24 protein-coding genes and 1 pseudogene are annotated in these 20,390 nt (G+C 67.5%); 17 read left to right on the top strand and 8 right to left on the bottom strand.

All coding sequences use genetic code 11. The features are described from left to right. Window positions 1–20: 20 nt before the first annotated feature. Window positions 21–923: a LysR family transcriptional regulator gene (locus QE444_RS06030; RefSeq protein WP_309737544.1), complete on the top strand. Its 903-nt coding sequence runs from the start codon at window positions 21–23 to the stop codon at window positions 921–923. Between the two features lie 154 nt (window positions 924–1,077). Continuing rightward, window positions 1,078–1,779: a glutathione S-transferase family protein gene (locus tag QE444_RS06025; RefSeq protein ID WP_187981100.1), complete on the top strand. Its 702-nt coding sequence runs from the start codon at window positions 1,078–1,080 to the stop codon at window positions 1,777–1,779. Between the two features lie 140 nt (window positions 1,780–1,919). On the opposite strand, the gene QE444_RS06020 is transcribed toward QE444_RS06025, so the two are convergent. Continuing rightward, window positions 1,920–2,429, bottom strand: coding sequence for a nucleoside 2-deoxyribosyltransferase (locus QE444_RS06020; RefSeq protein WP_282286122.1), 510 nt, complete (start codon window positions 2,427–2,429; stop codon window positions 1,920–1,922). A 245-nt stretch (window positions 2,430–2,674) separates the two neighbouring features. Between QE444_RS06020 and QE444_RS06015 the strand changes: the two genes are divergently transcribed. Beyond that, on the top strand, window positions 2,675–4,393 hold the full coding sequence (locus QE444_RS06015; protein WP_285389311.1) for a GGDEF domain-containing protein: 1,719 nt from the start codon (window positions 2,675–2,677) through the stop codon (window positions 4,391–4,393). On the opposite strand, the gene QE444_RS06010 is transcribed toward QE444_RS06015, so the two are convergent. Further along, the gene (locus QE444_RS06010) at window positions 4,390–5,835 is read right to left on the bottom strand and encodes a PLP-dependent aminotransferase family protein (protein ID WP_280310743.1); all 1,446 of its coding nucleotides are present in this window, start codon (window positions 5,833–5,835) and stop codon (window positions 4,390–4,392) included. The genes QE444_RS06015 and QE444_RS06010 overlap by 4 nt on opposite strands. A gap of 168 nt (window positions 5,836–6,003) precedes the next feature. Between QE444_RS06010 and QE444_RS06005 the strand changes: the two are divergent. Further along, window positions 6,004–6,111: pseudogene (locus QE444_RS06005) on the top strand (hypothetical protein); the annotation flags it as partial. 86 nt (window positions 6,112–6,197) lie between these two features. Here QE444_RS06005 and QE444_RS06000 read toward each other — a convergent pair. Continuing rightward, window positions 6,198–7,244, bottom strand: a complete 1,047-nt coding sequence (locus tag QE444_RS06000) for a metal-dependent hydrolase (protein ID WP_208694025.1) — start codon at window positions 7,242–7,244, stop codon at window positions 6,198–6,200. A 3-nt stretch (window positions 7,245–7,247) separates the two neighbouring features. Beyond that, window positions 7,248–7,997, bottom strand: coding sequence for an alpha/beta hydrolase (locus QE444_RS05995; protein ID WP_309737543.1), 750 nt, complete (start codon window positions 7,995–7,997; stop codon window positions 7,248–7,250). 145 nt (window positions 7,998–8,142) lie between these two features. Here QE444_RS05995 and QE444_RS05990 point away from each other — a divergent pair, with 145 nt between their 5' ends. From QE444_RS05990 to QE444_RS05970, 5 genes are all read left to right on the top strand, one after another. Then, window positions 8,143–8,847 (top strand): glutathione S-transferase N-terminal domain-containing protein, encoded by a 705-nt coding sequence (locus QE444_RS05990; protein ID WP_309737542.1) that lies wholly within the window; start codon window positions 8,143–8,145, stop codon window positions 8,845–8,847. Then, the gene (locus tag QE444_RS05985; protein WP_273862471.1) at window positions 8,847–9,401 is read left to right on the top strand and encodes a GNAT family N-acetyltransferase; all 555 of its coding nucleotides are present in this window, start codon (window positions 8,847–8,849) and stop codon (window positions 9,399–9,401) included. The genes QE444_RS05990 and QE444_RS05985 overlap by 1 nt, the downstream gene beginning before the upstream one ends. A 152-nt stretch (window positions 9,402–9,553) precedes the next feature. After that, window positions 9,554–9,919 (top strand): hypothetical protein, encoded by a 366-nt coding sequence (locus QE444_RS05980; protein WP_252977265.1) that lies wholly within the window; start codon window positions 9,554–9,556, stop codon window positions 9,917–9,919. Between the two features lie 78 nt (window positions 9,920–9,997). Next, a complete protein-coding gene (locus QE444_RS05975; RefSeq protein ID WP_273862470.1) occupies window positions 9,998–10,696 on the top strand; it encodes a YafY family protein in 699 nt (232 codons plus the stop codon). A gap of 65 nt (window positions 10,697–10,761) precedes the next feature. Beyond that, window positions 10,762–11,133, top strand: coding sequence for a VOC family protein (locus tag QE444_RS05970; protein ID WP_187981093.1), 372 nt, complete (start codon window positions 10,762–10,764; stop codon window positions 11,131–11,133). 150 nt (window positions 11,134–11,283) lie between these two features. On the opposite strand, the gene QE444_RS05965 is transcribed toward QE444_RS05970, so the two are convergent. Then, the gene (locus tag QE444_RS05965) at window positions 11,284–11,550 is read right to left on the bottom strand and encodes a DksA/TraR family C4-type zinc finger protein (RefSeq protein WP_017642690.1); all 267 of its coding nucleotides are present in this window, start codon (window positions 11,548–11,550) and stop codon (window positions 11,284–11,286) included. On the opposite strand from QE444_RS05965, the gene QE444_RS05960 reads away from it, so the two are divergent. The 5 genes from QE444_RS05960 to QE444_RS05940 all read left to right on the top strand — a co-directional run bounded on the left by QE444_RS05960 (window position 11,549) and on the right by QE444_RS05940 (window position 15,095). Continuing rightward, a complete protein-coding gene (locus QE444_RS05960; RefSeq protein ID WP_273862469.1) occupies window positions 11,549–12,385 on the top strand; it encodes a CDP-diacylglycerol diphosphatase in 837 nt (278 codons plus the stop codon). The genes QE444_RS05965 and QE444_RS05960 overlap by 2 nt on opposite strands. A 22-nt stretch (window positions 12,386–12,407) precedes the next feature. Continuing rightward, complete coding sequence (locus QE444_RS05955; protein ID WP_133863253.1) at window positions 12,408–12,620, top strand: hypothetical protein; 213 nt, start codon at window positions 12,408–12,410, stop codon at window positions 12,618–12,620. 236 nt (window positions 12,621–12,856) lie between these two features. Continuing rightward, window positions 12,857–13,504, top strand: coding sequence for a TIGR04211 family SH3 domain-containing protein (locus QE444_RS05950; RefSeq protein ID WP_133863252.1), 648 nt, complete (start codon window positions 12,857–12,859; stop codon window positions 13,502–13,504). Window positions 13,505–13,619: 115 nt separating this feature from the next. Next, a complete protein-coding gene (locus QE444_RS05945) occupies window positions 13,620–14,207 on the top strand; it encodes an NUDIX domain-containing protein (RefSeq protein ID WP_133863251.1) in 588 nt (195 codons plus the stop codon). A gap of 3 nt (window positions 14,208–14,210) precedes the next feature. Then, window positions 14,211–15,095 (top strand): oxygenase MpaB family protein, encoded by an 885-nt coding sequence (locus QE444_RS05940; protein WP_309737541.1) that lies wholly within the window; start codon window positions 14,211–14,213, stop codon window positions 15,093–15,095. Between the two features lie 315 nt (window positions 15,096–15,410). Here the strand turns inward: QE444_RS05940 and dbpA are convergent, their stop codons facing one another. Then, complete coding sequence (gene dbpA / locus QE444_RS05935; RefSeq protein WP_280310727.1) at window positions 15,411–16,784, bottom strand: ATP-dependent RNA helicase DbpA; 1,374 nt, start codon at window positions 16,782–16,784, stop codon at window positions 15,411–15,413. Window positions 16,785–16,911: 127 nt separating this feature from the next. Between dbpA and QE444_RS05930 the strand changes: the two genes are divergently transcribed. Next, window positions 16,912–17,544, top strand: coding sequence for a glutathione S-transferase family protein (locus tag QE444_RS05930; protein ID WP_280310725.1), 633 nt, complete (start codon window positions 16,912–16,914; stop codon window positions 17,542–17,544). 8 nt (window positions 17,545–17,552) lie between these two features. Here the strand turns inward: QE444_RS05930 and QE444_RS05925 are convergent, their stop codons facing one another. Continuing rightward, a complete protein-coding gene (locus tag QE444_RS05925) occupies window positions 17,553–18,653 on the bottom strand; it encodes a catalase family protein (protein WP_280310723.1) in 1,101 nt (366 codons plus the stop codon). Window positions 18,654–18,830: 177 nt separating this feature from the next. Between QE444_RS05925 and QE444_RS05920 the strand changes: the two genes are divergently transcribed. Then, complete coding sequence (locus tag QE444_RS05920) at window positions 18,831–18,974, top strand: hypothetical protein (RefSeq protein WP_007161029.1); 144 nt, start codon at window positions 18,831–18,833, stop codon at window positions 18,972–18,974. A gap of 121 nt (window positions 18,975–19,095) precedes the next feature. Continuing rightward, on the top strand, window positions 19,096–19,935 hold the full coding sequence (locus tag QE444_RS05915; protein ID WP_273862464.1) for a DUF6502 family protein: 840 nt from the start codon (window positions 19,096–19,098) through the stop codon (window positions 19,933–19,935). Here the strand turns inward: QE444_RS05915 and QE444_RS05910 are convergent. Then, window positions 19,932–20,384: a type IV pilin protein gene (locus tag QE444_RS05910; protein ID WP_133863246.1), complete on the bottom strand. Its 453-nt coding sequence runs from the start codon at window positions 20,382–20,384 to the stop codon at window positions 19,932–19,934. The two genes, QE444_RS05915 and QE444_RS05910, sit on opposite strands and share 4 nt — an antisense overlap. Window positions 20,385–20,390 lie beyond the last annotated feature (6 nt).

Here is a 20,390-nt window from a genome sequence, read left to right as displayed (position 1 = left end):
CCGAAACAGTAGCCATTGCCATGCACAATAGCTTGCGCCGCCTCGATCTCAACCTGCTGGTGACTCTCGACGCCCTCCTGGTGGAACTCAACGTCACCCGCGCCGCGCGCCGCCTGAATCTGGCGCAGCCCACCGTCAGCCTGCAGCTGGGTCGGCTGCGCCAGCTGCTGGACGATCCTCTGCTGCTACCTGGGCCGCGCGGCATGCGACCCACGGCGCGCGCGGCGGCGCTGCGTGAACCCTTGCGCCAGGCGCTGGCAGCCCTAGACGAGGCCTTGGCACCGGCCGCCCCCTTCGAACCGGCTCGCGCCGAGCGAACCTGGCGCATCGCCGCCAGCGACCACAGTGCCACCACCCTGCTCACCCCGCTGCTGGCTGACCTGCGCCAGCAGGCGCCCGGCATCCGCCTGGCGCTGCTGGACAAGAAGCCGGCGTTGCTCGCCGAGCAACTGGAGGGGGATCGCCTGGACCTGGCGCTGGACGTGGCCGATACCGCCGCAGCGGGTCTGCGTCAGCGGCTGCTGTTCACCGAACACTATCTGCTGGCGGGCCGGCGCGGCCATCCGGCGCTGCAGCAACCTGTGTCCCTGGAAACCTTCTGCCAACTGGATCAGGCGCTGGTTTCGCCGAGCGGTGGCGGCTTCGCCAGCGTCACTGACCGGTTGCTGGCGGAACAGGGCCGCGAACGGCGGGTGGTGCTGTCGGTGCCCCACTTCGCCACCCTGGCCAGTGTCCTCCTGGTCAGCGATCTGGTGGCCCTGCTGCCCGCCCAGATCGCCCTGAACCATCCCGGTCTCCAGGTCCAGCCGCCCCCCCTGGCCATCCCGGGCTTCGACATGCTGCTGCTCTGGCCCGAACGCCTGCACCGCGATCCAGCCCATGCCTGGCTGCGCGAACGGATCGTCGCCAGCCTCGTGAGCTGAACGCCCGCCTGACCAATCGACTCTCTGCATGGAGGGCATACAGCGGCTTGGCTGTTCGCCCCGGCCCTGGCCCGGCATCCTTGGTCACCTCGTACGAACGCGGCACGACTGCCCGCAGTCACATGCTTCGTCACTGTCCCTTCCGGAGTCCTCCATGGCCAAGCTACGTCTCTTCACCTCGCCATCTGCCTTTCCCAACCCGCAACGGCTGCGGCTGTTCATCCAGGAAAAGGGCATCGCCGACCAATTCGAGGAGGTCATCCTGAAGATGGCGCCCGAAGGCGAGCAACGCCAGTGGCAGCATCTCAAGCGCAATCCCTGGGGCGAGACGCCGACCCTGGAACTCGCCGACGGCGGCTACCTGGCCGAGAGCGCGGCCATCGCCCGCTATCTGGACAACAGCTATCCCGGCCGCAAGGTAATGGGCGAAACGCCGCTGGAGCAGGGCCAGGACGCCATGTGGAATGACCGCATCTTCATCCATGTGCTCTATCGCATCGTGACCATGTTCCATGTGCAGCACGAAGGCCTCGGCCACAAGCTGGAGCTGACCCACAATCCGCAGTGGGGCGAGCATTGCCGCAAGGAAGCCCTGATGCACGCGGCGCTGGTGGATCGGCACCTGGCGGATGGTCGCGAGTGGCTGCTGGGCGGCGCGGCGCCGACCTTTGCCGACATCACCCTGTGCACCGCCATCGCCTTCTCCAAGTTCCCCACCAACCAGACGCCGCTGGACGAGCGCTTCGAGCACCTGGCGGCCTTCTGGGCGCGCTGGCAGCAGCGCGACAGCTTCCGCGCGGCCTATGCCGACGGCAACAGCGGACTGGACGAACTGGCGTCCCTGGCACGCGGCTGACTCCGTTCAGACCGCCTCTCCCCTACGGGGCGAAACTCCGTAGCGTGGAAAACGGCGCAGCCTTTTCCACTGGACTGACCGCTAACCACCCCCTCTCCCCTGGGAGAGGGCCGGGGTGAGGGTCGTACCCACCTGACTCGCTAGCCGAGCCGCTCGCGCAATACCGCCAGGGCCACCTCCGGCCCACCGACGACGATGCTGGCCGGTACCGCCAGCATCAGGTTCAGCGGCAGGCCGAATTCCTCCAGCGTCCAGCCGTCACGGTCCAGCAGCCCCACGCCTACCCACTCGGGATGTCGCGCGCGAATCCGCTCGGCCAGGCTGCCCGCCTCCGGGACATAGCCCACCACCGGCTTGCCCAGCGCCACCGCATAGCCCACCTCGAAACAGGTGCCGCTGTCAGGCTCGGCGCCGCGAAAGAAATCCAGGCTGGCCAGGACGCCATCCGCCTGCTCGATCAGCGCCAGATTCGCCCGATAGATCCAGGCCGCCTGCTCCCCTGGTTCGGTCAGCCCCGGGGGAAGGGCGTTGTCCAGCGGAAACAGCCCCGTGCAGCCGTGACGGGCGCATAGCGCCTTGAGCGCCTCGCCCTGGGCGACGGCATCGGGCCGGAAGACCTCGGGACCGGCAAGATAGATACGGGGTGGCATGGCAGGACCTCGCGAAATGGCCAGTGTAGAGGGTGGGCGATACCCCGTCTGCCTGACGAGGTTTCGTGGGCGCCCTGCCACTCGTGCTGCCGGCATGACCGTTTACGCAATAACCAATCCGCCCGGCCCCGGCTGTATACGTTTTGAAAGCTAGACCTTTTAACATCGGCGCACCTTGAGAGCCTGAATCCTCCGCTGTCCGGAATCGGCTCGCCTCCTGGGCATGCTCGCTTCGGTGTCGCCTGATGTCTGGCCGTTTTCTGCTGACCGCTCATCTCAATCGACTGATTAATGCCTTGCTGGTGGTGACCTCGCTCGCCACCGCCTGCGGCATGGCCCTGCTCGTCCAGCAGGCCCATGAGAATTCGACGAGCATGGGCCTGACCCGTGATCAGTTGCCGGTCTATGGGGAGGCGCTGCGGCTGGTGGAAGCCGTCTCCGCCGAGCGTGGCCCGACCAATGCCCTGCTCGGCGGTCGCGGCGGCGATAGCCATGAGCTGGCGCGCGCCCGGACCCTGAGCGATCAACGCTTCGCCCGGCTACAGGTGCTGTTGCAGGGCTGCCGGCAATGCAGCGTGACCGCCGAGCAGGCGGCAAACGGCTATCAGACGCTGCTGCAGGCCCGTGCCCAGGTCGATCAGCGCCTCTGGGCCACGCCTGATGATCCCGCCACCCAGGACATCGCCACCCTGGTCCAGGGCATGTTCCGCGCCCTCGACAGCAACTTCATCACCGCCGACCTCACCCTGCACGACCTCATCCAGCGCAGCCCGGCCGTGGCCATCTACCTGGTCAATGCCAAGCTGGCCGCCCGCCTGCGCGACACCGCCGGACGCCTGGGCTCGCTGCTGACCCCCGCGCTGCAGGCGCAGCGCCTGCCCAGCGGCGCGGAACAGGTCCAGTTGCTGCAGACCCAGGGCCGCATCAACCAGCTGATGGATCTCCTGCGCAGCAACCTCAACCTGGCCCCCGGCCGTCCCGAGCACGACCGCTTCGTGCAGGTGCAGGAGCGCTACCTGGGCGAAGGCCTGGACTGGTACCACCAGACCCTCGCCGCCCTGGCGACCGGCACGGCGCCCACTGCGGCCAGCTTCGCCCAGGGCTATGTCCCGACCATGGTCAGCATCCTGGAGTTGCGCGACGAGATGCTGAGTCTGGCCCATGACGAAGCCGATGCCCTGGCGCGCGAAGCCCAGCTGCGGCTATGGCTGACCATCGCCGCGGCGGTGGGCATCCTGCTGGCGCTGGGTACCGGTCTGCTGTTGCTCAAGCAGCGCCTGCTGACGCCGCTGCTGGCCAATACCCAGCGACTGCTCAGCCTCAGCCGGCGCGCCCGACCGTTCGGGACGGTGGCCGAAGACGACCCGCGCAGCCTGTTCGCCGCCTTCGCCCAGCTGGAGGACGAGTTGCTGCAGGCCGACCGGCTGCGTGAGGAGCGTGATGCCCTGATCGCCGAACTGGGGGTCCGCGCGGAGACCGACTACCTGACCGGCCTGGCCAATCGCCGCGCCTTCGAACGCGAGCTGGCGCAGGGGGTGACCCGCACCACCGGGCAGCTGGCGACGATCGCCTTCGATATCGATCACTTCAAGCGCATCAACGACACCTACGGGCACGCCGCCGGCGATCTGCTGCTGCAGCAACTGGCGCAGCGCTGCCGCGAGCTGCTGCGTCCCGGTGATCGCATCGCCCGGATCGGTGGCGAGGAATTCGCCGTGCTCGCCGATGTAGCCCAGCCGACCGACGCCCTGGCACTGGCCGAGCGCCTGCGCTGCGGCATCGCCGAGGCGCCCTTCGCCGTCGGCCCGACCGAGGCGCTGCCGGTCACCGCCAGCTTCGGCGTGGCGGTGACGCCGCGGCTGGCGGAAGGCGTCCCGGTCCGCCTGCTGGCCCAGGCCGATGCCGCCCTCTACCGCGCCAAGCATCGCGGGCGCAATTGCAGCGAGATCGCCGAACTCGGCTAGACCGGCAGGGCCAGCGACCGCGGCAGCGCTTCGTCGAGCAGGCGGCAGGCGGCCTCGCCCACACGCCGCACGCCCTCCTCGATCCCCGGACGCTGGGCCTGGGCATAGTTCAGGCGCAGGCAGTTACGGTACTTGCCCGAGGCAGAAAAGATGCTGCCGCAGGCGATCTGCACGCTCTGGGCGAGCAGTTCGCGATTGAGTCGATGGCTGTCGCAGGCCTCGGGCAACTCCACCCACAGCAGGAAGCTGCCCTGGGGCTGGCTGACCCGGGTTCCGGCGGGAAAGTAGCGCTGCACCCAGGCACTCATGAGGTCGCGATTGCGCTGGTACTGGGCGCGCATGCGGCGGACGTGCACGGTGTAGTGACCGGCGGCGATGAATTCGGCGATGGCCAGCTGCGGCTGGGGAGCGGTACAGCCGGTGCCTATGTACTTGAGGTGCAGGATTCGCTCGGCATAGCGCCCGGGCGCCACCCAGCCAACCCGGAGACCGGGTGCCAGGGTCTTGGAAAAGGAACTGCAGAGGATTACCCGATCGTCTTCGTCGAAGGCCTTGAGCGCTCGCGCCCGCGGATAGCCATAGAGCAGATCGCCATAGACATCGTCTTCGATCACCGCCAGGTCGTGCTTGCGCGCCAGGGCCACCAGCTGGCGCTTGTTGGCCTCGGGCATGCAGTAGCCCAGGGGATTGTTGCAACTGGGGGTGAGCTGGATGGCCCGTACCGGCCATTGCTCCAGGGCCAGTTCCAGCGCCGGCAGGCTGATGCCGGTGCGCGGATCGGTAGGGATCTCCAGTGCCTTGAGGCCCTGACCCTTGAGGGTCTGCATCACCCCGTGAAAGGTCGGCGAATCCACCGCGACGATGTCGCCCTCCTGGCAGGTGGCGCGCAAGGCCGTGGCCAGGGCCTCGTGGGCACCGCTGGTGATGACGATGTCATCGGCGGTGAGCACGCAGCCGGCATCCAGCTGCAGCCGGGCCACCTGTTCGCGCAAGGCCACCACGCCCTGGATGCTGTCGTAGGACAGCCCGGCATTGCCCGGCCGCCGCGCCAGGCGCGCCATGCCGGCCAGCAAGGGGGCCAGGGTCGGCGCCTCGGTATCCGGCAGGCCGCGGCCGAGTTGCACCCGTACCGAATCCGGAGTGCTGGTCATCAGCTCGCGCACCGGCTCCCACCCGGACACCTCCACCGGCCAGCGCGCCGGACGGGTCACCCGCGGCAACTCGATGACGCGTCTTTCCAGGCGGACGAAATAGCCGGACTTGGGCCGTGGCTCCACCAGCCCGCGATCTTCCAGCAGCCGATAGGCCTGCTGCACCGTGGCCAGACTGACCCCGTGCTCCTGGGCCAGGACGCGCACCGACGGCAGGCGTTCGCCCGGTCGATAGAGACCCTGTTCGATACGACGGCCGAGGGCATCGGCCAGCAGCTGATAGCGATTCATGCCCGGACTATAGCGGCGTAGACAGGAAACGCGCGCCATACAGATGGCCACGCCCTGCACCATACAGCTGACCGCTGTAAGGCGGCTGTATGGCGGACAACCCATCGACCTGGGTCTGCCCCTGACCGTAGTGGCGGCGGAGCATGGAGACAGCCCAGGAGAGACGCCATGCCCAGAGACCCCAGCCTTCACGATCAGACCCGCGCCAGCGGCTGCTGGCTGCTGTTCCAGCGCCAGCTGACCACCCGCCGCATCCTGCCGGACCTTACCGACCGGGAACTGGCCGATATCGGCCTGGATCGCCATACCGCCCTGCACGAGGCCCAGCGCCCCTGGTGGCGGCTGCTGCTGGAGGCCTGGCGTCAGTCCGGCAGGCGCGACAGCCGCGCCGCCCAGTCCGCCACCGGTGCCGGCGACTCCGGGTGCCAGAGTCTGCGCCAGACCACCGCCAGCTGTTCGCGACCGCCGCGCTCGCGCGGCCACAGCGAGGGTTCGGCGACCAGTCGCCAACCGCTGGCCTCGCGCTGAGCCAGGGCGAAACGGAAACTGTGGTAGCCGGTGGCGCCAAGGCGCAGATCGGTCACCACCAGGTCGTCGCCCAGGCGGTCATAGCGCAGCCAGTCGTCGGTGAACCAGCGCAGCCGCTGTTCGGCCGGCGAGTCGGCGACGATCGGCGCCAGTTCGCCCCCGCGTGGCAGCGGGACCAAGGTGGGCGGGCGGTCGTCGAACAGCCCCACCCAGGTTTCCCGGTAGCGTTCGGGTCCGTCATCCACCATGACCCGCCAGAGCAGACTGGTGAAGGGCAGCGGCGCGCTGAACAGGCGTGCATCCGCCTGCCCCTGGGCCGCCAGCGCCTGGCGTACCTGGCGCTCGGCGGAATATTTGGCCACCAGGGTCCAACCCAGATAGGCCGTGGAGAGCAGCAGGGCCACCATGGCCAGCCGAGGGGTTCGGCCCCGGGGGCCAATCACCAGGCCAGCGAGTACCGCCACCAGCAACGGCAGGGTATAGAGCGGATCGATGATGAAGACGCTGGACCAGGCTATCGGGGTGGTCGGCAGCGGCCAGAACAGCTGGGTGCCATAGGTGGTGAAGGCATCCAGCAAGGGATGAGTAATGAGCACCAGCCAGAGCGTCAGGAACAGGCGTGCCTGGCTGTAACCCGGATCGCGCCAGCGACTGCAGATCGAGGTCAGCAGCAGGGCCAGTCCGGTCAGCACGAACAGCGAATGGCTGAAGCCACGGTGGTAGGTCATCTCCTTGACGGCATCGCCGTAGTCGATGACCACATCGAGATCCGGCAGGGTGGCCAGGGCGGCGCCATAGAGGATCGCGCGCCGACCCTGCCAGCGACCCAGCAGTGCGGTCTGGACGGTAGCGCCGAGCACGGCCTGGGTCAGCGAATCCACCGGTCAGAGCTCCCGGGCGAAGTCGAGCATCAGCCGCGCCAGGGCCTGGGGCGTCTGCAGCGGCATCAGGTGACCGGCACCGGGAATGACCTCCAGCCGGCTGTTGGGGAAGGCCGCCAGGGTGGTGCGGCGCTGTTCGTCCGGACCCGGCACCTGCTGGTCATCGGCGCCGCAGACCAGCAGCACCGGATAGTCCAGGGTCTCGATGCGGTCGCTCCAGTCCTCCCGACTGCCTTGATCGACCCAGGCCCGCCAGGCCTGCAGATTCAGCCGCTGGGCATCGGCGATCACCACCTCGCGGATGGCATCGGGCAGGCGATGGGCGCTGGATTCGTCGACAAAGGCCTCGGCCTCCGCCCGGCTCTTGCCATAGGCGCGCTGGGCATCGCGATCCGCCTCGCTCATGGGCTGCGGCCCGGGCGGCGAAGGCGCCACCAGGATCAGCCCGAGCAGATACTCCGGTCGCCGCGCCGCCAGCACCACGGCCACCTTGCCGGTCATCGAGTGGCCCACCAGGATGCAACGCTCCAGGCCCAGGGCACGGATGCTGGCATCCACCTGGTCGGCCATCTCGGCGACGCTGTAACCCTCGACCGCGGCGGCATCGCCGAAGCCTGGCGTATTGAGCGCCACGCAACGGTGTTCGCCATCCAGGTAGGGCGCGGTGGGAAACCAGGTGCGGTGCGAGCCGCCGAGAAAGTGCATGAGCACGAAGGTGGGCGAACCGCTGCCCTGCTGACTGTGGGGAAGCATGGGAAATCCTCGGTGCGGGGCTGAAGGCGGATACGTCTCAGATGGAGGGGTAGGCATCGCGCGAAGTTCCGCTTCGCTGAAGACCCGGCAACCCGGGCCGCGCTCGCCGGTCTCACCCAGAACCACCCCCTTTCCGGAGTCCACCATGGCCGATCTGTCGCGCTTCCCCATCACCCATCGCTGGCCCGCCCGGCATCCCGAGCGCCTGCAACTCTATTCGCTGCCTACGCCCAATGGCCTCAAGGTGGCCATCCTGCTGGAAGAGCTCGGCCTGCCCTACGAGGTGCATCGCATCGACTTCGGCCAGGACGACCAGCACACTGCGGAATTCCTCTCCCTGAGCCCCAACAACAAGATCCCCGCCCTCCTCGACCCCGACGGCCCCGGTGGCGAACCCCTGGGACTGTTCGAATCCGGCGCCATCCTGCTCTACCTCGCGGAAAAGACCGGACGCCTGCTGCCCGAGGCGCCGGCGCAACGCTACCAGGCCATCCAGTGGCTGATGTTCCAGATGGGAGGCATCGGCCCCATGTTCGGCCAGCTCGGCTTCTTCACCAAGTTCGCCGGCAAGGACATCGAAGACAAGCGCCCCCGCGACCGCTACGTGACCGAGGCCCGGCGCCTGCTCGGCGTGCTGGAAGGTCAGCTCGGGGGCCGCGCCTGGATCCTGGGCGAGGACTACAGCCTCGTCGACATCGCCACCTTCCCCTGGATCCGCGCCCTGCTGGAGGTCTACCAGGTGGCCGACCTGATCGGCTTCCAGGACTTTCCCAAGGTCCGTCGCGCCCTCGACGCCTTCCTCGCCCGCCCGGCGGTGCAACGCGGCCTGCAGATCCCGGCTGCGTCCTGATGCCGGCCGACGTCGACCTGGGGCTGCGCCAGTGGCGAGCGGAGGATGGCGCCGCGTTCGCCAGGCTGAATGCCGATCCCGAGGTGATGCGGCATTTTCCTGCCTGCCTGGACCGGGCGGCCAGTGATGCGCTGCTCCAGCGTTGCCGGCAGGGCATTGCCGAGCGCGGCTGGGGGTTCTGGGCGCTGGAGCGCCGTACCGACGGCGCCCTGCTCGGCTTGCTCGGCATCAGCCCGGTGTCATCCGATCTTCCTTTTGCACCTGCGGTCGAGATCGGCTGGCGGCTGGATCGCCCCTATTGGGGCAAGGGCTACGCCAGCCGCGGTGCCCAGTTGGCCCTGGCCCACGCCTTCGACACTCTCGGACTCGACGAAGTGGTCGCCTTTACCGCGGCAGCCAATCAGCCGTCACTGGCCGTGATGCGCCGGCTGGCGATGGCCGACGCCGGTCACTTCGAACATCCGCGTCTGCCACCAAGCCATCCGCTTCGACCGCATCGGCTGTTTCGGCTGAGCCAGGCGCAATGGACGGCCGCGCGCGTCGCAGCTGAGTAGACTGTCCCCTTCTCCAAGGTAGAGCGGTACCGATGACTGCAAGGCCGGATACACACGAGGCGACCCTGATAGTCGAGACAGTCCACTGGCGCCTGGGTTATCGGCGGGACTCTCGGTATCCCGGTCTTCTGACCCTGAGCAGTCAACAAGCCGTGAGCGACTTCAACACACTCGACGCGCCTAGTCTGGCCGAATTAGGTCAGCAACTGGGGTTCGCCGAGAAACTTCTGCAGCGCTGTTATGCACCCTACAGGGTGGTCTTCTACAAGCTGGGCTTTTCCGCAGGCTTCTCCCTGCACGTGCACATTGCGCCGATTTCGCACGCACTGCTGAACGAAATCGCAGCCCACTCCAGTTACAGCGACGACCCGGATGGCAACGATGCCATCCTCTATCTGAGCCGCGAATATGGCGAGCGAGACCTTGGGCCAGAGGAGCAACAGACGCAAAGGATCGAGATCGCGCGCCTCAGAGAGATGGCCAACGAGCTTTTGCGTCAGCCCGGTAACTTTCTATAGCCGACCTGCCCTATCAAGAAGCCTAAACGCGCCTGGCCACGGCTAGAGCATCACCTGCTCCCAGATTAAACTGCGCGGATGTCACGCTCAGAACGGCTGTTCGATCTGCTCCAGGCCTTGCGCAGGCACCGCCGCGCCGTGAGTGGCCGCGCCTTGGCCGCAGAAACGGGAGTCAGTCTACGCACTCTGTACCGCGACATCGCCAGCCTGCAGGCGCTGGGTGCGGCGATCGAGGGTGAACCGGGCGTCGGCTATATCCTCAAGCCAGGTTTTCTGCTGCCACCGCTGATGTTCACCCCCGAAGAACTTGAAGCCCTTGTCCTCGGCTCGCGCTGGGTAGCCGAACGCACCGATGGCAGCCTGGCAGCGGCCGCCAGCAATGCCCTGGCACGGATCTCCGCGGTCCTGCCGAGCGAGCTGCAAAACGAATTGGCCATGACCACCCTGCTCATCGGACCGAGTCGGGAAACACCCCGCAACCAGGTCGATCCGGCGATCCTGCGTCAAGCCATACGCCAGGAAACCAAGCTCACCCTGGTTTATCGCGATGCCACTGACAGCGAATCCCAGCGCACCATCTGGCCCTTCGCGCTGGCCTACTTCGACGCCGCACGGGTGCTGCTCGGCTGGTGTGAGTTGCGTAAAGACTTCCGTAGCTTTCGCGCCGATCGCATCGTCTCGGCAAAGGCCTGCGAAGAACGCTATCCACAGCGCCGTCAGAGCCTGCTCAGAGATTGGCGAAGGCAGATGAAACGCCAGGGTTCCATGCCTGCCTGAATGCTGACAGAAACTGGCAGTGGGGTTCCTTAGACTGGGCGGCATCACCACAGAGGAGATGCGCCATGCACTACAGCACCAGTCTGATGTTCTATGTTGCCGATGTCCGTACCAGCCGGAATTTCTACGCCGAATTGCTTGGCCTCACCCCGGTCGAGGACGGCCCTGGTTTCGCCCTCTTCGTGCTTCCGTCCGGTCTCGCCCTGGGCTTGTGGACAAGGGAAGCCGTGGTTCCTGCGGTTGGCGCGGGAAGCGCGACGGGTGAATTGGGCTTCAAGGTGGCCAGCATGCCGGCGGTGGATGAGCTGTACGATCGCTGGCGCATGCAGGGCGCCGAAGCGCTTTTACCGCCAACCAACCTGCCGTTCGGCCGCAGCTTCGTCGTACGCGATCCTGACGGTAACCGACTGCGAGGCTATGCGGTGCATCCCGACTGATTCCTGCTGGCGGCCTCACTCCAGCAGCTGGCACGTCACATGCCAGCTGCTGGAGTGAGGCCCGCATGGTACAAACCCTTAGCAGCCTCGATCCTGCGAGACGTCCAGCCCTGTCCAGGTCGCCGCACCATGCCACTGCCCCATCCACCCCTAGCGCAACTGACTGTCCTTGCTCGCCCGCCGGTTGTAGCCGCCGGCGCGCTGGTCTTCGGCGTCCTGCTCGGACTGGCAGCGGATGCACAGGTGCACACCCGGGACCGCCTGGCGGCGTGCCTCGGGGATGGCGTCGCCGCACTCCTCACAATGGGTGAGGCTCGCGCCTCGGTGCAGACGGCTGCGGGCGCGTTGCACCGCATCGTCCACCGTGCTGTCGATCTGTTCCTGAACCGCGCCGTCTCCGGCCCAACCATTGGCCATGGCTGATCTCCCGCTGCATTGTCCTGATAGCCATTGGAAGCGCAGTTCGCGCAGTTGTTCGCTGCCGCCCAGCATCCGCTCGTCGTGGCAGCGCCTGCTCTGGCTGCTGATGCTGGGCGTGGCGCTGACAGGCTGTGCCAGCCGCGACCTGCTGCGCCAGGTCACGACCGGGCTCTGCGTACCCAATGCCCGCCTCACCGGCCTGGCCACCCCCTGTCGCCAGGTGGTCAAGGACTCCGGCTTCGCCGTGCTGCGCGCGCCAGGTGAGCGACAGCATTTCATCCTAGTGCCGCTGCGGCCCCTGCGCGGGCTGGAGAGTCCGGCGCTCTGGCAGCCCGGCCAACCCAACTGGTTCGGTCTGGCCTGGCGCCAGCGCTGGTACCTGGGCGCCTGGGGCCAGGCGCCGGTGGCGGACGAGCGGATCGCCCTGGCCCTCAATGCCCCCAGCGGGCGCAGCCAGGATCAGCTGCATGTGCACCTGGCCTGCCTGCGGCCCGAGGTGCGCGAACAGCTCTCGCCACTGGTGCCCGAGCTGGACGAACACTGGCGCACGCTGCCCATGGCGCTGGCGGGCAGTCGTTATCAGGCGCGGCGGCTGAGCGAAGCCCAGTTGCTGGCCGCGGATTTCTTCCAGGCCCTGGCCAGCCAGCCGCCCTATCCGCTGCCGGACCCACGGCTGTCGCTGGCGGTGATGGCGCTGCCGAGCCGGGACGCCAGCCGCCAGTTCCTGCTGCTGGCCGGCCGCGCAGGCAGCCAGCCGGGCGACCAGGGTTCCGCCGAGCGGCTGCTGGCGGCGGACTGCCAGGGAACGACCGGGGCCCCGGCGACTCAATAGCGCCAGCGCGCCAGGAGGCCCCATGCCGCAGGAATTCCAAGAACTCTTCGACTTCATCGATCAGCTGCTCGCCTGGTCCGACTTCTATCTCAAGTCCGGCCTGCTGCTCTGCGGGGTGGGCATGCTGGCTGGCGCCATCGCCTGGAAACACTGGTGGGGCAAGGCGCTGGCCTTCGGCTGCGCCGGCCTGGGCGCACTCGCGGCCCTGAGTCTGGATCTGTTGCAGCGCCTCTGAAGCGCCGCCGGCAAGATCCTGAATGACCTGGCAGCTTTCGCCTGCCGCCGCATGGCGGCAAGATGACACTGGCCGTCGCTTTCCGCCGCCAAAGCTTGAACTGCTTCACCGTCTCGAACAGCGGGCGCTACGGGTTGGCGGATAGAGCGCGGCAGCTTGCTAGGGTACTGCCCCACAATAATCCGGCTTGTTCACCACGGCCTTCATCTTTTCAGCTCATGCATAAAGACCCGATCATGCCCATGTCCCCATCTCGCCTGCTGTCCCGCCTCCCGCATCTCGGCCTCTGCCTGGCCGCCTCCCTCGCTTCCCTGGCCGGCACCGCCGTGGCCCAGGAAGGCACTGCCCGCTGGGTCAGCGACAGCCTGACCACCTATGTCCGCAGTGGTCCCACCGATGGCTATCGCATCGTCGGCACCCTCAAGTCCGGGCAGAAGGTCGAGCTGATCAGCACCCAGGGCGACTACAGCCAGGTGCGCGGCGAAGGCGGCAGCACCGTCTGGATCCCCAATGCCGACCTGCAGGCCAAGCCCGGCCAGGCCGAGCGCCTGCCGCAGCTGGAACAGCAGGTGGCCGAGTTGAGCGGCCAGCTCAAGACCATCGACGACAGCTGGAAGAATCGCGTCCAGGGCATGCAGGAGACCCTGGATTCGCGCAAGAAGCAGATCGACGAACTGGAGAGCCGCCGCAAGGATCTCGACGCCCAGCTCACCCAGGCCCAGTCGGAATTGCGCAGCACCCAGGCCAAGCTCGGCAACGAGAACAAGCAGGCGCTGATGCAGTACATGGTCTACGGCGGCAGCATCGCCGGCGCCGGCCTGCTGGCCGGCCTGATCCTGCCGTCCATGACGCGGGGTCGCAAGAAGAACGACCGCTGGTTCTAGACGTCGGCTATCAGCCGTCCTCACGGCGGGGTGGAACCCGGGGTCGCGGCGCGTGCCTTAAAAAGGCACCGCTTCTGCTACCGTGGCCCGACGCCTCCCGTCCAGACGAGCCCCCATGCCCGATACCCCGCGCGTTCGCATCCAGCAGGTCGAGACCCTTTCCGCCGACTGGGGCCTGCTGAAAAAGACCACCTTCGACTACCTGCGCCGCGACGGCAGCTGGCAACGCCAGACCCGCGAGACCTACGACCGCGGCAATGGCGCCACCATCCTGCTGTATGACCGCGAACGGCGCACCGTGCTGCTGATCCGCCAGTTCCGCCTGCCGACCCTGGGCAACGGCCTGGCCGATGGCCTGCTGGTGGAGACCCCCGCCGGCCTGCTCGACGCGGCCGCCCCGGAAGAGCGCATCAAGGCCGAAGTCGAGGAAGAAACCGGCTATCGCCTGGACAACGTCCAGCACCTGTTCGACGCCTTCATGAGTCCCGGCTCGGTGACCGAGTTGCTGCACTTCTTCGCCGCTGAATACCGCGCCGACCAGCGCATCGCCGACGGCGGTGGCCTGCACGAGGAAGGCGAGGACATCGAGCTGCTGGAATTGCCCTTCGACGAGGCCCTGGCCATGGCCCGTGACGGTCGGCTGCTGGATGGCAAGACCATCATGCTGCTGCAGTACGCCGCCCTCTACCTGCTGTCGCGCTAGCCCATGGAACTGATCCGCAACCGTATCGAGCGGCAGGTGATGAGCCTCACCGGACTGTCCCTGGGCGAAGTCGACTACGAGCAGCCGCCGGGCGATCCGGGGCTGTTCGGGCCTGACAGCATCCCCTGGCGGGTACACAGCGACTTCACCTGCATGCTGATCGGCGGTATCGCCGCCCTGCTCATGCAGACCCTGCATCCGCTGGCCCTGGCCGGGGTCTGGGACCATTCGAAGTTTCGCGAAGACATGCTCGGCCGCCTGCGCCGCACCGGCCAGTTCATCGCCGCCACCACCTTCGGCAGCCGCGGCGATGCCGAGCGGCTGATCGCCCGGGTCCAGGCCATCCACCGGCATATCCGCGGCCAGGCCGCCGACGGTCGCCCCTACAGCGCCGAAGACCCGGCGCTGCTGACCTGGGTCCATGTGGCCGAGGTCAGCCATTTTCTCGCGGCCTATCTGCGCTATTTCGATCCTCAGCTGCCGGGTGCCGAACAGGATCGCTACTACGCCGAGATCGCCCTAGTCGCCGAACGCCTGGGCGCGACCGACGTGCCCCGCTCGCGAGCGGAGATCGCCGCCTACTACCAGGCAATACGCCCCCAACTGGTCTGCGACGAACGCAGCCGCGAGGTCTGCCGGGTGCTGCTGCAGGCGCCCGCGCCCAGCGCTCTGGCCAAGCCCTTCGGCGCCCTGATGATGCAGGCCGGCATCGACCTGCTGCCCGGCTGGGCCAGCGCGGAACTGGGTTTCCACCAGGGTCCGCTGCAACGGCAGCTGATTCGCACCGGTATCGGCGCCACCGCCCCGGTGCTGCGCTGGGCCGTCCGCAACGGCTCTTCCCATCGCGCCAGGCGGCGGATGGGGATCGAGGGTCAGTCTTCGCCGTGATCGCGGGCATGACAGTGCGCCGGGGCGACCACTCTTACGCAGGCTAATGGAGACGAACACCTGCTCGGATAGCCCCCTCTCCCCTTGGGAGAGGGTTGGGGTGAGGGCGCGCCTCGCGGCGAAGTCCCAGTGGAAAAGGCTGCGCCGTTTTCCACGCTACGGCGCTACCACTCACCTGAGACAGGCCCGCGGCCATGCCGGTGCGCCGTATCGACCACTCCTACAGGTATCCAATCTATCCGTAGGAGCGGCCCATGGCCGCGATAAAGCCCCTGCCGAAAGATGTAACCAGGATGCGAAGGGGCCAACTCGCCCCTACAGCATCCGCACCTTGATCGACCGGCCCTTGATCTTGCCTTCGCTCAGCCGCTGCAGCGCCTGGCGGGCAATATCGCGCTCCACGGCGACGAAGGCCTGGTTGTCGAACAGGGTGATCTTGCCGATCTTGGCTCCGGGCAGGCCGGCGTCGCCGGTCAGGGCGCCGAGGATGTCGCCGGGGCGCAGCTTGTCCTTCTTGCCCGCCGCCAGGGCCAGGGTGTGCATGGTCGGCACCAGCGGCTCCGGGGTATCGCGCAGGGCGCCGAGGGACTGCCAGTCCAGCGGCGAGCCCTGCTGAGCCTCGATGGCCTGGGCGCGGCTGGCCTCGGCCGGTGCCACCAGCGACAGCGCCAGGCCCTGCTCACCCGCCCGCCCGCTGCGGCCGATACGGTGCACGTGCACTGCCGGATCGCGGGACAGCTCCACGTTGATCACGGCTTCCAGGCCGGCGACGTCGATGCCGCGGGCCGCCACGTCGGTGGCCACCAGCACGCAGAGACTGCGGTTGGCGAACATCGCCAGCACCTGATCGCGCTCGCGCTGCTCAAGATCGCCATGCAGGGCAGCCGCGGAGATGCGCTGGGCATGCAGCGCCTCGACCACCTCCTGGCACTGCTGACGGGTCTGGCAGAAGGCCACGGCGCTGGCCGGGCGATGGTGCCGGAGCAGGCGCACCACGGCGGCGAGGCGGTCCTGGGCGGCGATCTCGTAGAAGCGCTGACGGATCTGGGTGTCGCTGTGCTGACTCTCGACGCTGATGCGCAGCGGCGCGCGCAGATAGTCCTGGGCCAGGCGCTCGATGCCTTCCGGATAGGTCGCCGAGAACAGCAGCGTCTGCCGCCGTGCCGGGGTCTGGCTGAGGATGTCGGCGATGGCCTCGATGAAGCCCATGTCGAGCATGCGATCGGCTTCGTCGAGCACCGCAACATTGAGGCCGTCCAGCACCAGGGTGCCCTTGCGCAGGTGCTCCTGCACCCGCCCCGGGGTGCCGACGATCACCTGGGCGCCATGCTCCAGGGAGGCGATCTGCGGCCCCAGCGGCATGCCGCCGCAGAGGGTCAGGATCTTCAGGTTGGGCGTGGTGCGCGCCAGGCGGCGCAGTTCGCGGGCCACCTGATCCGCCAGTTCGCGGGTCGGACAGAGCACCAGGGCCTGACAGCCGAAATAGCGCGGATTGAGTCCCGTCAGCAAGCCGATGCCAAAGGCCGCCGTCTTGCCCGAACCGGTCTTGGCCTGGGCGATGAGGTCCTGGCCCTTGAGGATGATGGGCAGGCTGGCCGCTTGGATGGGCGTCATGCTCAGGTAGCCGAGCTCGGCCAGATTGGCCTGCATGGTCTCGGCCAGTGGCAGGGAAGCGAAGGATGAGGGCACGGGAGTCCTGTGAAACGGCTGGTAAAGGTTTACCAGTTTAGCAGAAGGGTACCCAGGCTCCTGTGAATGGACGCTGGATGAGGGGCTACCTATGCTAAGGGGTACGACAACTCAAGGAAGCTTCACCATGTTCGACCGGCCTGTGCTCTATACCCACCCCATGTCGCGCGGACGCATCGTGCGCTGGCTGCTGGAGGAGCTCGGACAACCCTACGAGGTGCAGCGGGTCGACTACGGGCCGGCGATGAAATCCCCGGCCTATCGCGCCATCAATCCCATGGGCAAGGTGCCGGCGCTGCGCCATGGCGCCGCCGTGGTGACCGAGACCGCCGCCATCTGCGCCTATCTCGCCGACGCCTTTCCCGCCGCGGGGCTCGCGCCGCCGCTGAGCGATCCGGCGCGCGGTGCCTACTACCGCTGGCTGTTCTTCGCCGCCGGTCCGCTGGAGGCCGCCACCACCAACCAGGCGCTGGGCGTCGTCCTGCCCGACGACCCGCAAAGGCGCGGCGCGGTGGGCTATGGCAGTCTCGACGAGGTGCTCGACACCCTCGACGCCGCCCTGGCCCCGGGCGAGTACCTGGTGGATGATCGCTTCACCGCCGCCGACGTCTATGTCGGCGCTCATCTCGCCTGGGGCATGGCCTTTGGCACCGTCGAGAAACGTCCGCACTTCGAGCGCTATGTCGCCGGGCTGGTAAGCCGCCCGGCCGCGGTACGCGCCCGCGAACTCGACGACGCCGAGCTCGCCACGCTCAACTAGTACCGCGGCTACAGCTCCACCGGTCCACGCGGATGGTGCAACGGGCAGCCGTTACGCTCGCTGCGGAACTGCGACGACATCTCGTAGGCTGGCTGCCGCGACCTCATGATGCCGCCCAGCGGGCGATGCGCGGCCAGACCGTGCCAGGGGCTGAACACCATGCCGTCGTCCACCTCGCGCGAGCGCGCCTCGTTCCAGGCCGGCTGCGGCTGGACCTCCAGGCGCGCCACGGTCACATAGGGACTGATATCTTCCGGCCACACCACCGAGGCATCCTCGATGGGCGTCTGCTCGATATCGACGCCCAGCTGCACGCGGATCTCCCAGACGCCGCCGTGCCGGGCGAAATGGGCATTGACCGCCTCGCGCAGGCCGTCGGGCTTGCCGTTGACCTCGACCGGGGCATCGGTCAGGGCGGTCAGCTCGGGCGCCACCGGGACCACACTGAGCTTGGCGAAATAGGGACCATAGAGAAAGGGCACCATGGTGTAGAAGGTTTCGCCGAGCGGATGGGTCTCCGGGTGGCCACCCAGGCTCTTCAGCGTCGGACTCTCGCCGCCAAGGGCTTCCACCACCTTCTCGGTACCCCGCAACACTGCCGAGGCGACCTTCTTCAGGCCCTCGCCGCGGTCAGTGGTCTTGGCCAGCAGCTTGAGCGTCTTGAGAAAGGTCTTGGGATCCGGCGCGGTAAAGGCCGGGGCATTCTGCATGACGAAATCCTGGGTCACCTGCCCTTCGCTGCCAGGCAGGCGCTCGCCCGGCACGTCGATCAGCTTGAGCGCGAGGCCCCGCGGGGTGGAGACGCTGTCGGCCAGGATATCGCCCGGATTGGTCGAGAATCTGAGCACCGCGGCATAGCTGCCCGGCACGGCGAAGGCGCCCTGGGCATAGGCCGGCGGCAGGCCGCCCAATACCGTCACCTGGCCGGTGAGCAGACCATGACTCTTGGCATGCACGCTGCGGATGGCATGGCCACCATTGGCGTAGGTGGTCTCGGTGATGTCTCTCATGGCCGCCACCATTTCGCGAATGGTGGCGGCTTCATCATCCGGCACCTGTTCGAAGGCGGGCTGGAACGGCAACGGATGGACAGCGGTGGGCGTGGTCATCACGGGAATCCTCGGGCGCCGTCATTCGGAGGAGACGGTCAGCCAATGGACCGCTATCGCGCTAACGACGTTCGGCCCCTCGCCATCTGGCCGACCTGAGGTCGCTGTCGACAGCTGTTCGGGAACGGCCCCGCCCAGAGGGGTTCGATATCTCTATACCTACCCCGGAGAGCCACCATGAGCGACGCCGACCAGAAGACCTACGACAACCCCAGCAACACCCCGCCGCCTGAAGAACTACCCTATGCGGACATGGAACCCGAGGAATTTCCGGACGATCCGGACGTGGCCGGCGCGACCGAATCGGGCACGCCTGGCTAACTGGCGCCCTGACCCGCGGACGACAGCCTGAGCGGCGTCCGCGACACTTTGTGACCGGCTGGTTTGACGGGGGCCCGAGGCCCCGCGAAGATGGGCGGGCGTCTGCCGCGTCGAGTCCCCCATGCTTTCCACCAAGGTTCCCCTGCTTCTGCGCAGCCTGATCGGTCGGCTGGTGCGTATCGCCATCGCCTCCGGCGTGACCTACCAGACCTTCGATCGCCTGCTGCGCCAGACCTATTTCGAGGTCGCCCAGGATTTCGAACCGCTCCGCGACAAGCCCAATTCCGACAGTCGCATCTCGGTGCTGACCGGCCTGCCGCGCCGCGAGGTCCGCGCCCTGCGCGAGGCCAGCCCGGAACGCACACCCTGTACGCCCAGCCTGGAATGGCAGGTGCTCAGCGCCTGGACTTCACGGCTGGATCTGCTCGATGCCGAGGGCAATCTGCGCCCCCTCCCCCGCACCCAGCGGCGCGGCGGCGAACAGAGTTTCGACGCCCTGGTCGCCAGCGTCGGCAGCGACGTCCGCGCCCGCACCGTGCTGGATGAATGGCTGCGCAAGGGGTACGCCCGTCTCGACGAGGAAGATCGCGTGGTGCTCACGCCCCGCTCGCTGCTGCGCGGCACCGAGAGCCAGGAAGGCGCGGGGCGGCTGCTGGCCCACTTCACCGGCGACCTGCTGGCCGGCTTCGAGCGCCTCTATTTACAGGACCGCGCCGCACCAGACTTCACCTTTCACGTGGTCTACGGCCACAACCTGACCCAGGACTCGACCCTGAGTCTCTATCGCACCGCCTACGACGAATCCATGCACCTGCTCAACCGTCTCAACCGCCTGGTGGTCGAACACGAAGCCCGCGACGCCGGCAAGCCCGACGCCACCCAGCGGGTCACCCTGGGCTTTGGCGGCTATCGCGTGGAACAGGACCAGGACGCCGGCCTGGTACAGGGGCGGGAGGATTAGCGCCAGCAGTCGGCGGCATTGCCGGAACCCTTGATCCCTTTCACGCCCTGGGCATTGAGGGTGAGATCGCCACACAGGGTATCGCGGGTCTGGGTACCACTGCGGGTAGCGGTCAGCAGATAGGGACCGTTGCTGGCGTAGTCTGCGCTGTTGGCGGCATAGATGGCGGCACTCAACTGGTAGTAGCCGCTGGTCGAGGTCACCGTCTGGCTGCCCGCCGGCGTCCTGTTGTTGACGATGTTCAGATTGGCCACGCTGGTCGGATAGGCATTGTTCTGCGCATAGAAACGCTCCATCCGCGCCGCCGCCTCGTTGAGCAGGGCCTGCCCCTCGCTGCGGTTGGAGCGCAGCACATAGTTCTGATAGCTTGGATAGGCGATGGCCGCCAGGATGCCAACGATCGCCACGACGATCATCAGCTCGATCAGGGTAAAGCCTCGTGCTCGCATCGTTAC

The sequence above is a fragment of the Pseudomonas sp. SORGH_AS_0199 genome (assembly GCF_031453735.1).
Taxonomy (GTDB): domain Bacteria; phylum Pseudomonadota; class Gammaproteobacteria; order Pseudomonadales; family Pseudomonadaceae; genus Chryseomonas; species Chryseomonas aestiva.
The sequence above is the reverse complement of the archived record's forward strand: the minus strand, read 5'-3'. Positions and strand labels throughout refer to the sequence as shown.

Excerpts from the sequence above, each read along its gene's own strand:
- QE444_RS05925 (WP_280310723.1), bottom strand. The coding sequence starts at position 18,653 with ATGACCACGCCCACCGCTGTCCATCCGTTGCCGTTCCAGCCCGCCTTC.
- QE444_RS05970 (WP_187981093.1), top strand. The coding sequence starts at position 10,762 with ATGCACTACAGCACCAGTCTGATGTTCTATGTTGCCGATGTCCGTACC.
- QE444_RS05985 (WP_273862471.1), top strand. The coding sequence starts at position 8,847 with ATGCCGGCCGACGTCGACCTGGGGCTGCGCCAGTGGCGAGCGGAGGAT.
- QE444_RS06025 (WP_187981100.1), top strand. The coding sequence starts at position 1,078 with ATGGCCAAGCTACGTCTCTTCACCTCGCCATCTGCCTTTCCCAACCCG.
- QE444_RS05965 (WP_017642690.1), bottom strand. The coding sequence starts at position 11,550 with ATGGCCAATGGTTGGGCCGGAGACGGCGCGGTTCAGGAACAGATCGAC.
- QE444_RS05990 (WP_309737542.1), top strand. The coding sequence starts at position 8,143 with ATGGCCGATCTGTCGCGCTTCCCCATCACCCATCGCTGGCCCGCCCGG.
- QE444_RS05910 (WP_133863246.1), bottom strand. The coding sequence starts at position 20,384 with ATGCGAGCACGAGGCTTTACCCTGATCGAGCTGATGATCGTCGTGGCG.
- QE444_RS05940 (WP_309737541.1), top strand. The coding sequence starts at position 14,211 with ATGGAACTGATCCGCAACCGTATCGAGCGGCAGGTGATGAGCCTCACC.
- QE444_RS06030 (WP_309737544.1), top strand. The coding sequence starts at position 21 with ATGCACAATAGCTTGCGCCGCCTCGATCTCAACCTGCTGGTGACTCTC.
- QE444_RS06020 (WP_282286122.1), bottom strand. The coding sequence starts at position 2,429 with ATGCCACCCCGTATCTATCTTGCCGGTCCCGAGGTCTTCCGGCCCGAT.
- QE444_RS05945 (WP_133863251.1), top strand. The coding sequence starts at position 13,620 with ATGCCCGATACCCCGCGCGTTCGCATCCAGCAGGTCGAGACCCTTTCC.
- QE444_RS06015 (WP_285389311.1), top strand. The coding sequence starts at position 2,675 with ATGTCTGGCCGTTTTCTGCTGACCGCTCATCTCAATCGACTGATTAAT.
- QE444_RS05920 (WP_007161029.1), top strand. The coding sequence starts at position 18,831 with ATGAGCGACGCCGACCAGAAGACCTACGACAACCCCAGCAACACCCCG.
- QE444_RS05950 (WP_133863252.1), top strand. The coding sequence starts at position 12,857 with ATGCCCATGTCCCCATCTCGCCTGCTGTCCCGCCTCCCGCATCTCGGC.
- QE444_RS05975 (WP_273862470.1), top strand. The coding sequence starts at position 9,998 with ATGTCACGCTCAGAACGGCTGTTCGATCTGCTCCAGGCCTTGCGCAGG.
- QE444_RS06010 (WP_280310743.1), bottom strand. The coding sequence starts at position 5,835 with ATGAATCGCTATCAGCTGCTGGCCGATGCCCTCGGCCGTCGTATCGAA.
- QE444_RS05960 (WP_273862469.1), top strand. The coding sequence starts at position 11,549 with ATGGCTGATCTCCCGCTGCATTGTCCTGATAGCCATTGGAAGCGCAGT.
- QE444_RS05955 (WP_133863253.1), top strand. The coding sequence starts at position 12,408 with ATGCCGCAGGAATTCCAAGAACTCTTCGACTTCATCGATCAGCTGCTC.
- QE444_RS05995 (WP_309737543.1), bottom strand. The coding sequence starts at position 7,997 with ATGCTTCCCCACAGTCAGCAGGGCAGCGGTTCGCCCACCTTCGTGCTC.
- QE444_RS05930 (WP_280310725.1), top strand. The coding sequence starts at position 16,912 with ATGTTCGACCGGCCTGTGCTCTATACCCACCCCATGTCGCGCGGACGC.
- QE444_RS05915 (WP_273862464.1), top strand. The coding sequence starts at position 19,096 with ATGCTTTCCACCAAGGTTCCCCTGCTTCTGCGCAGCCTGATCGGTCGG.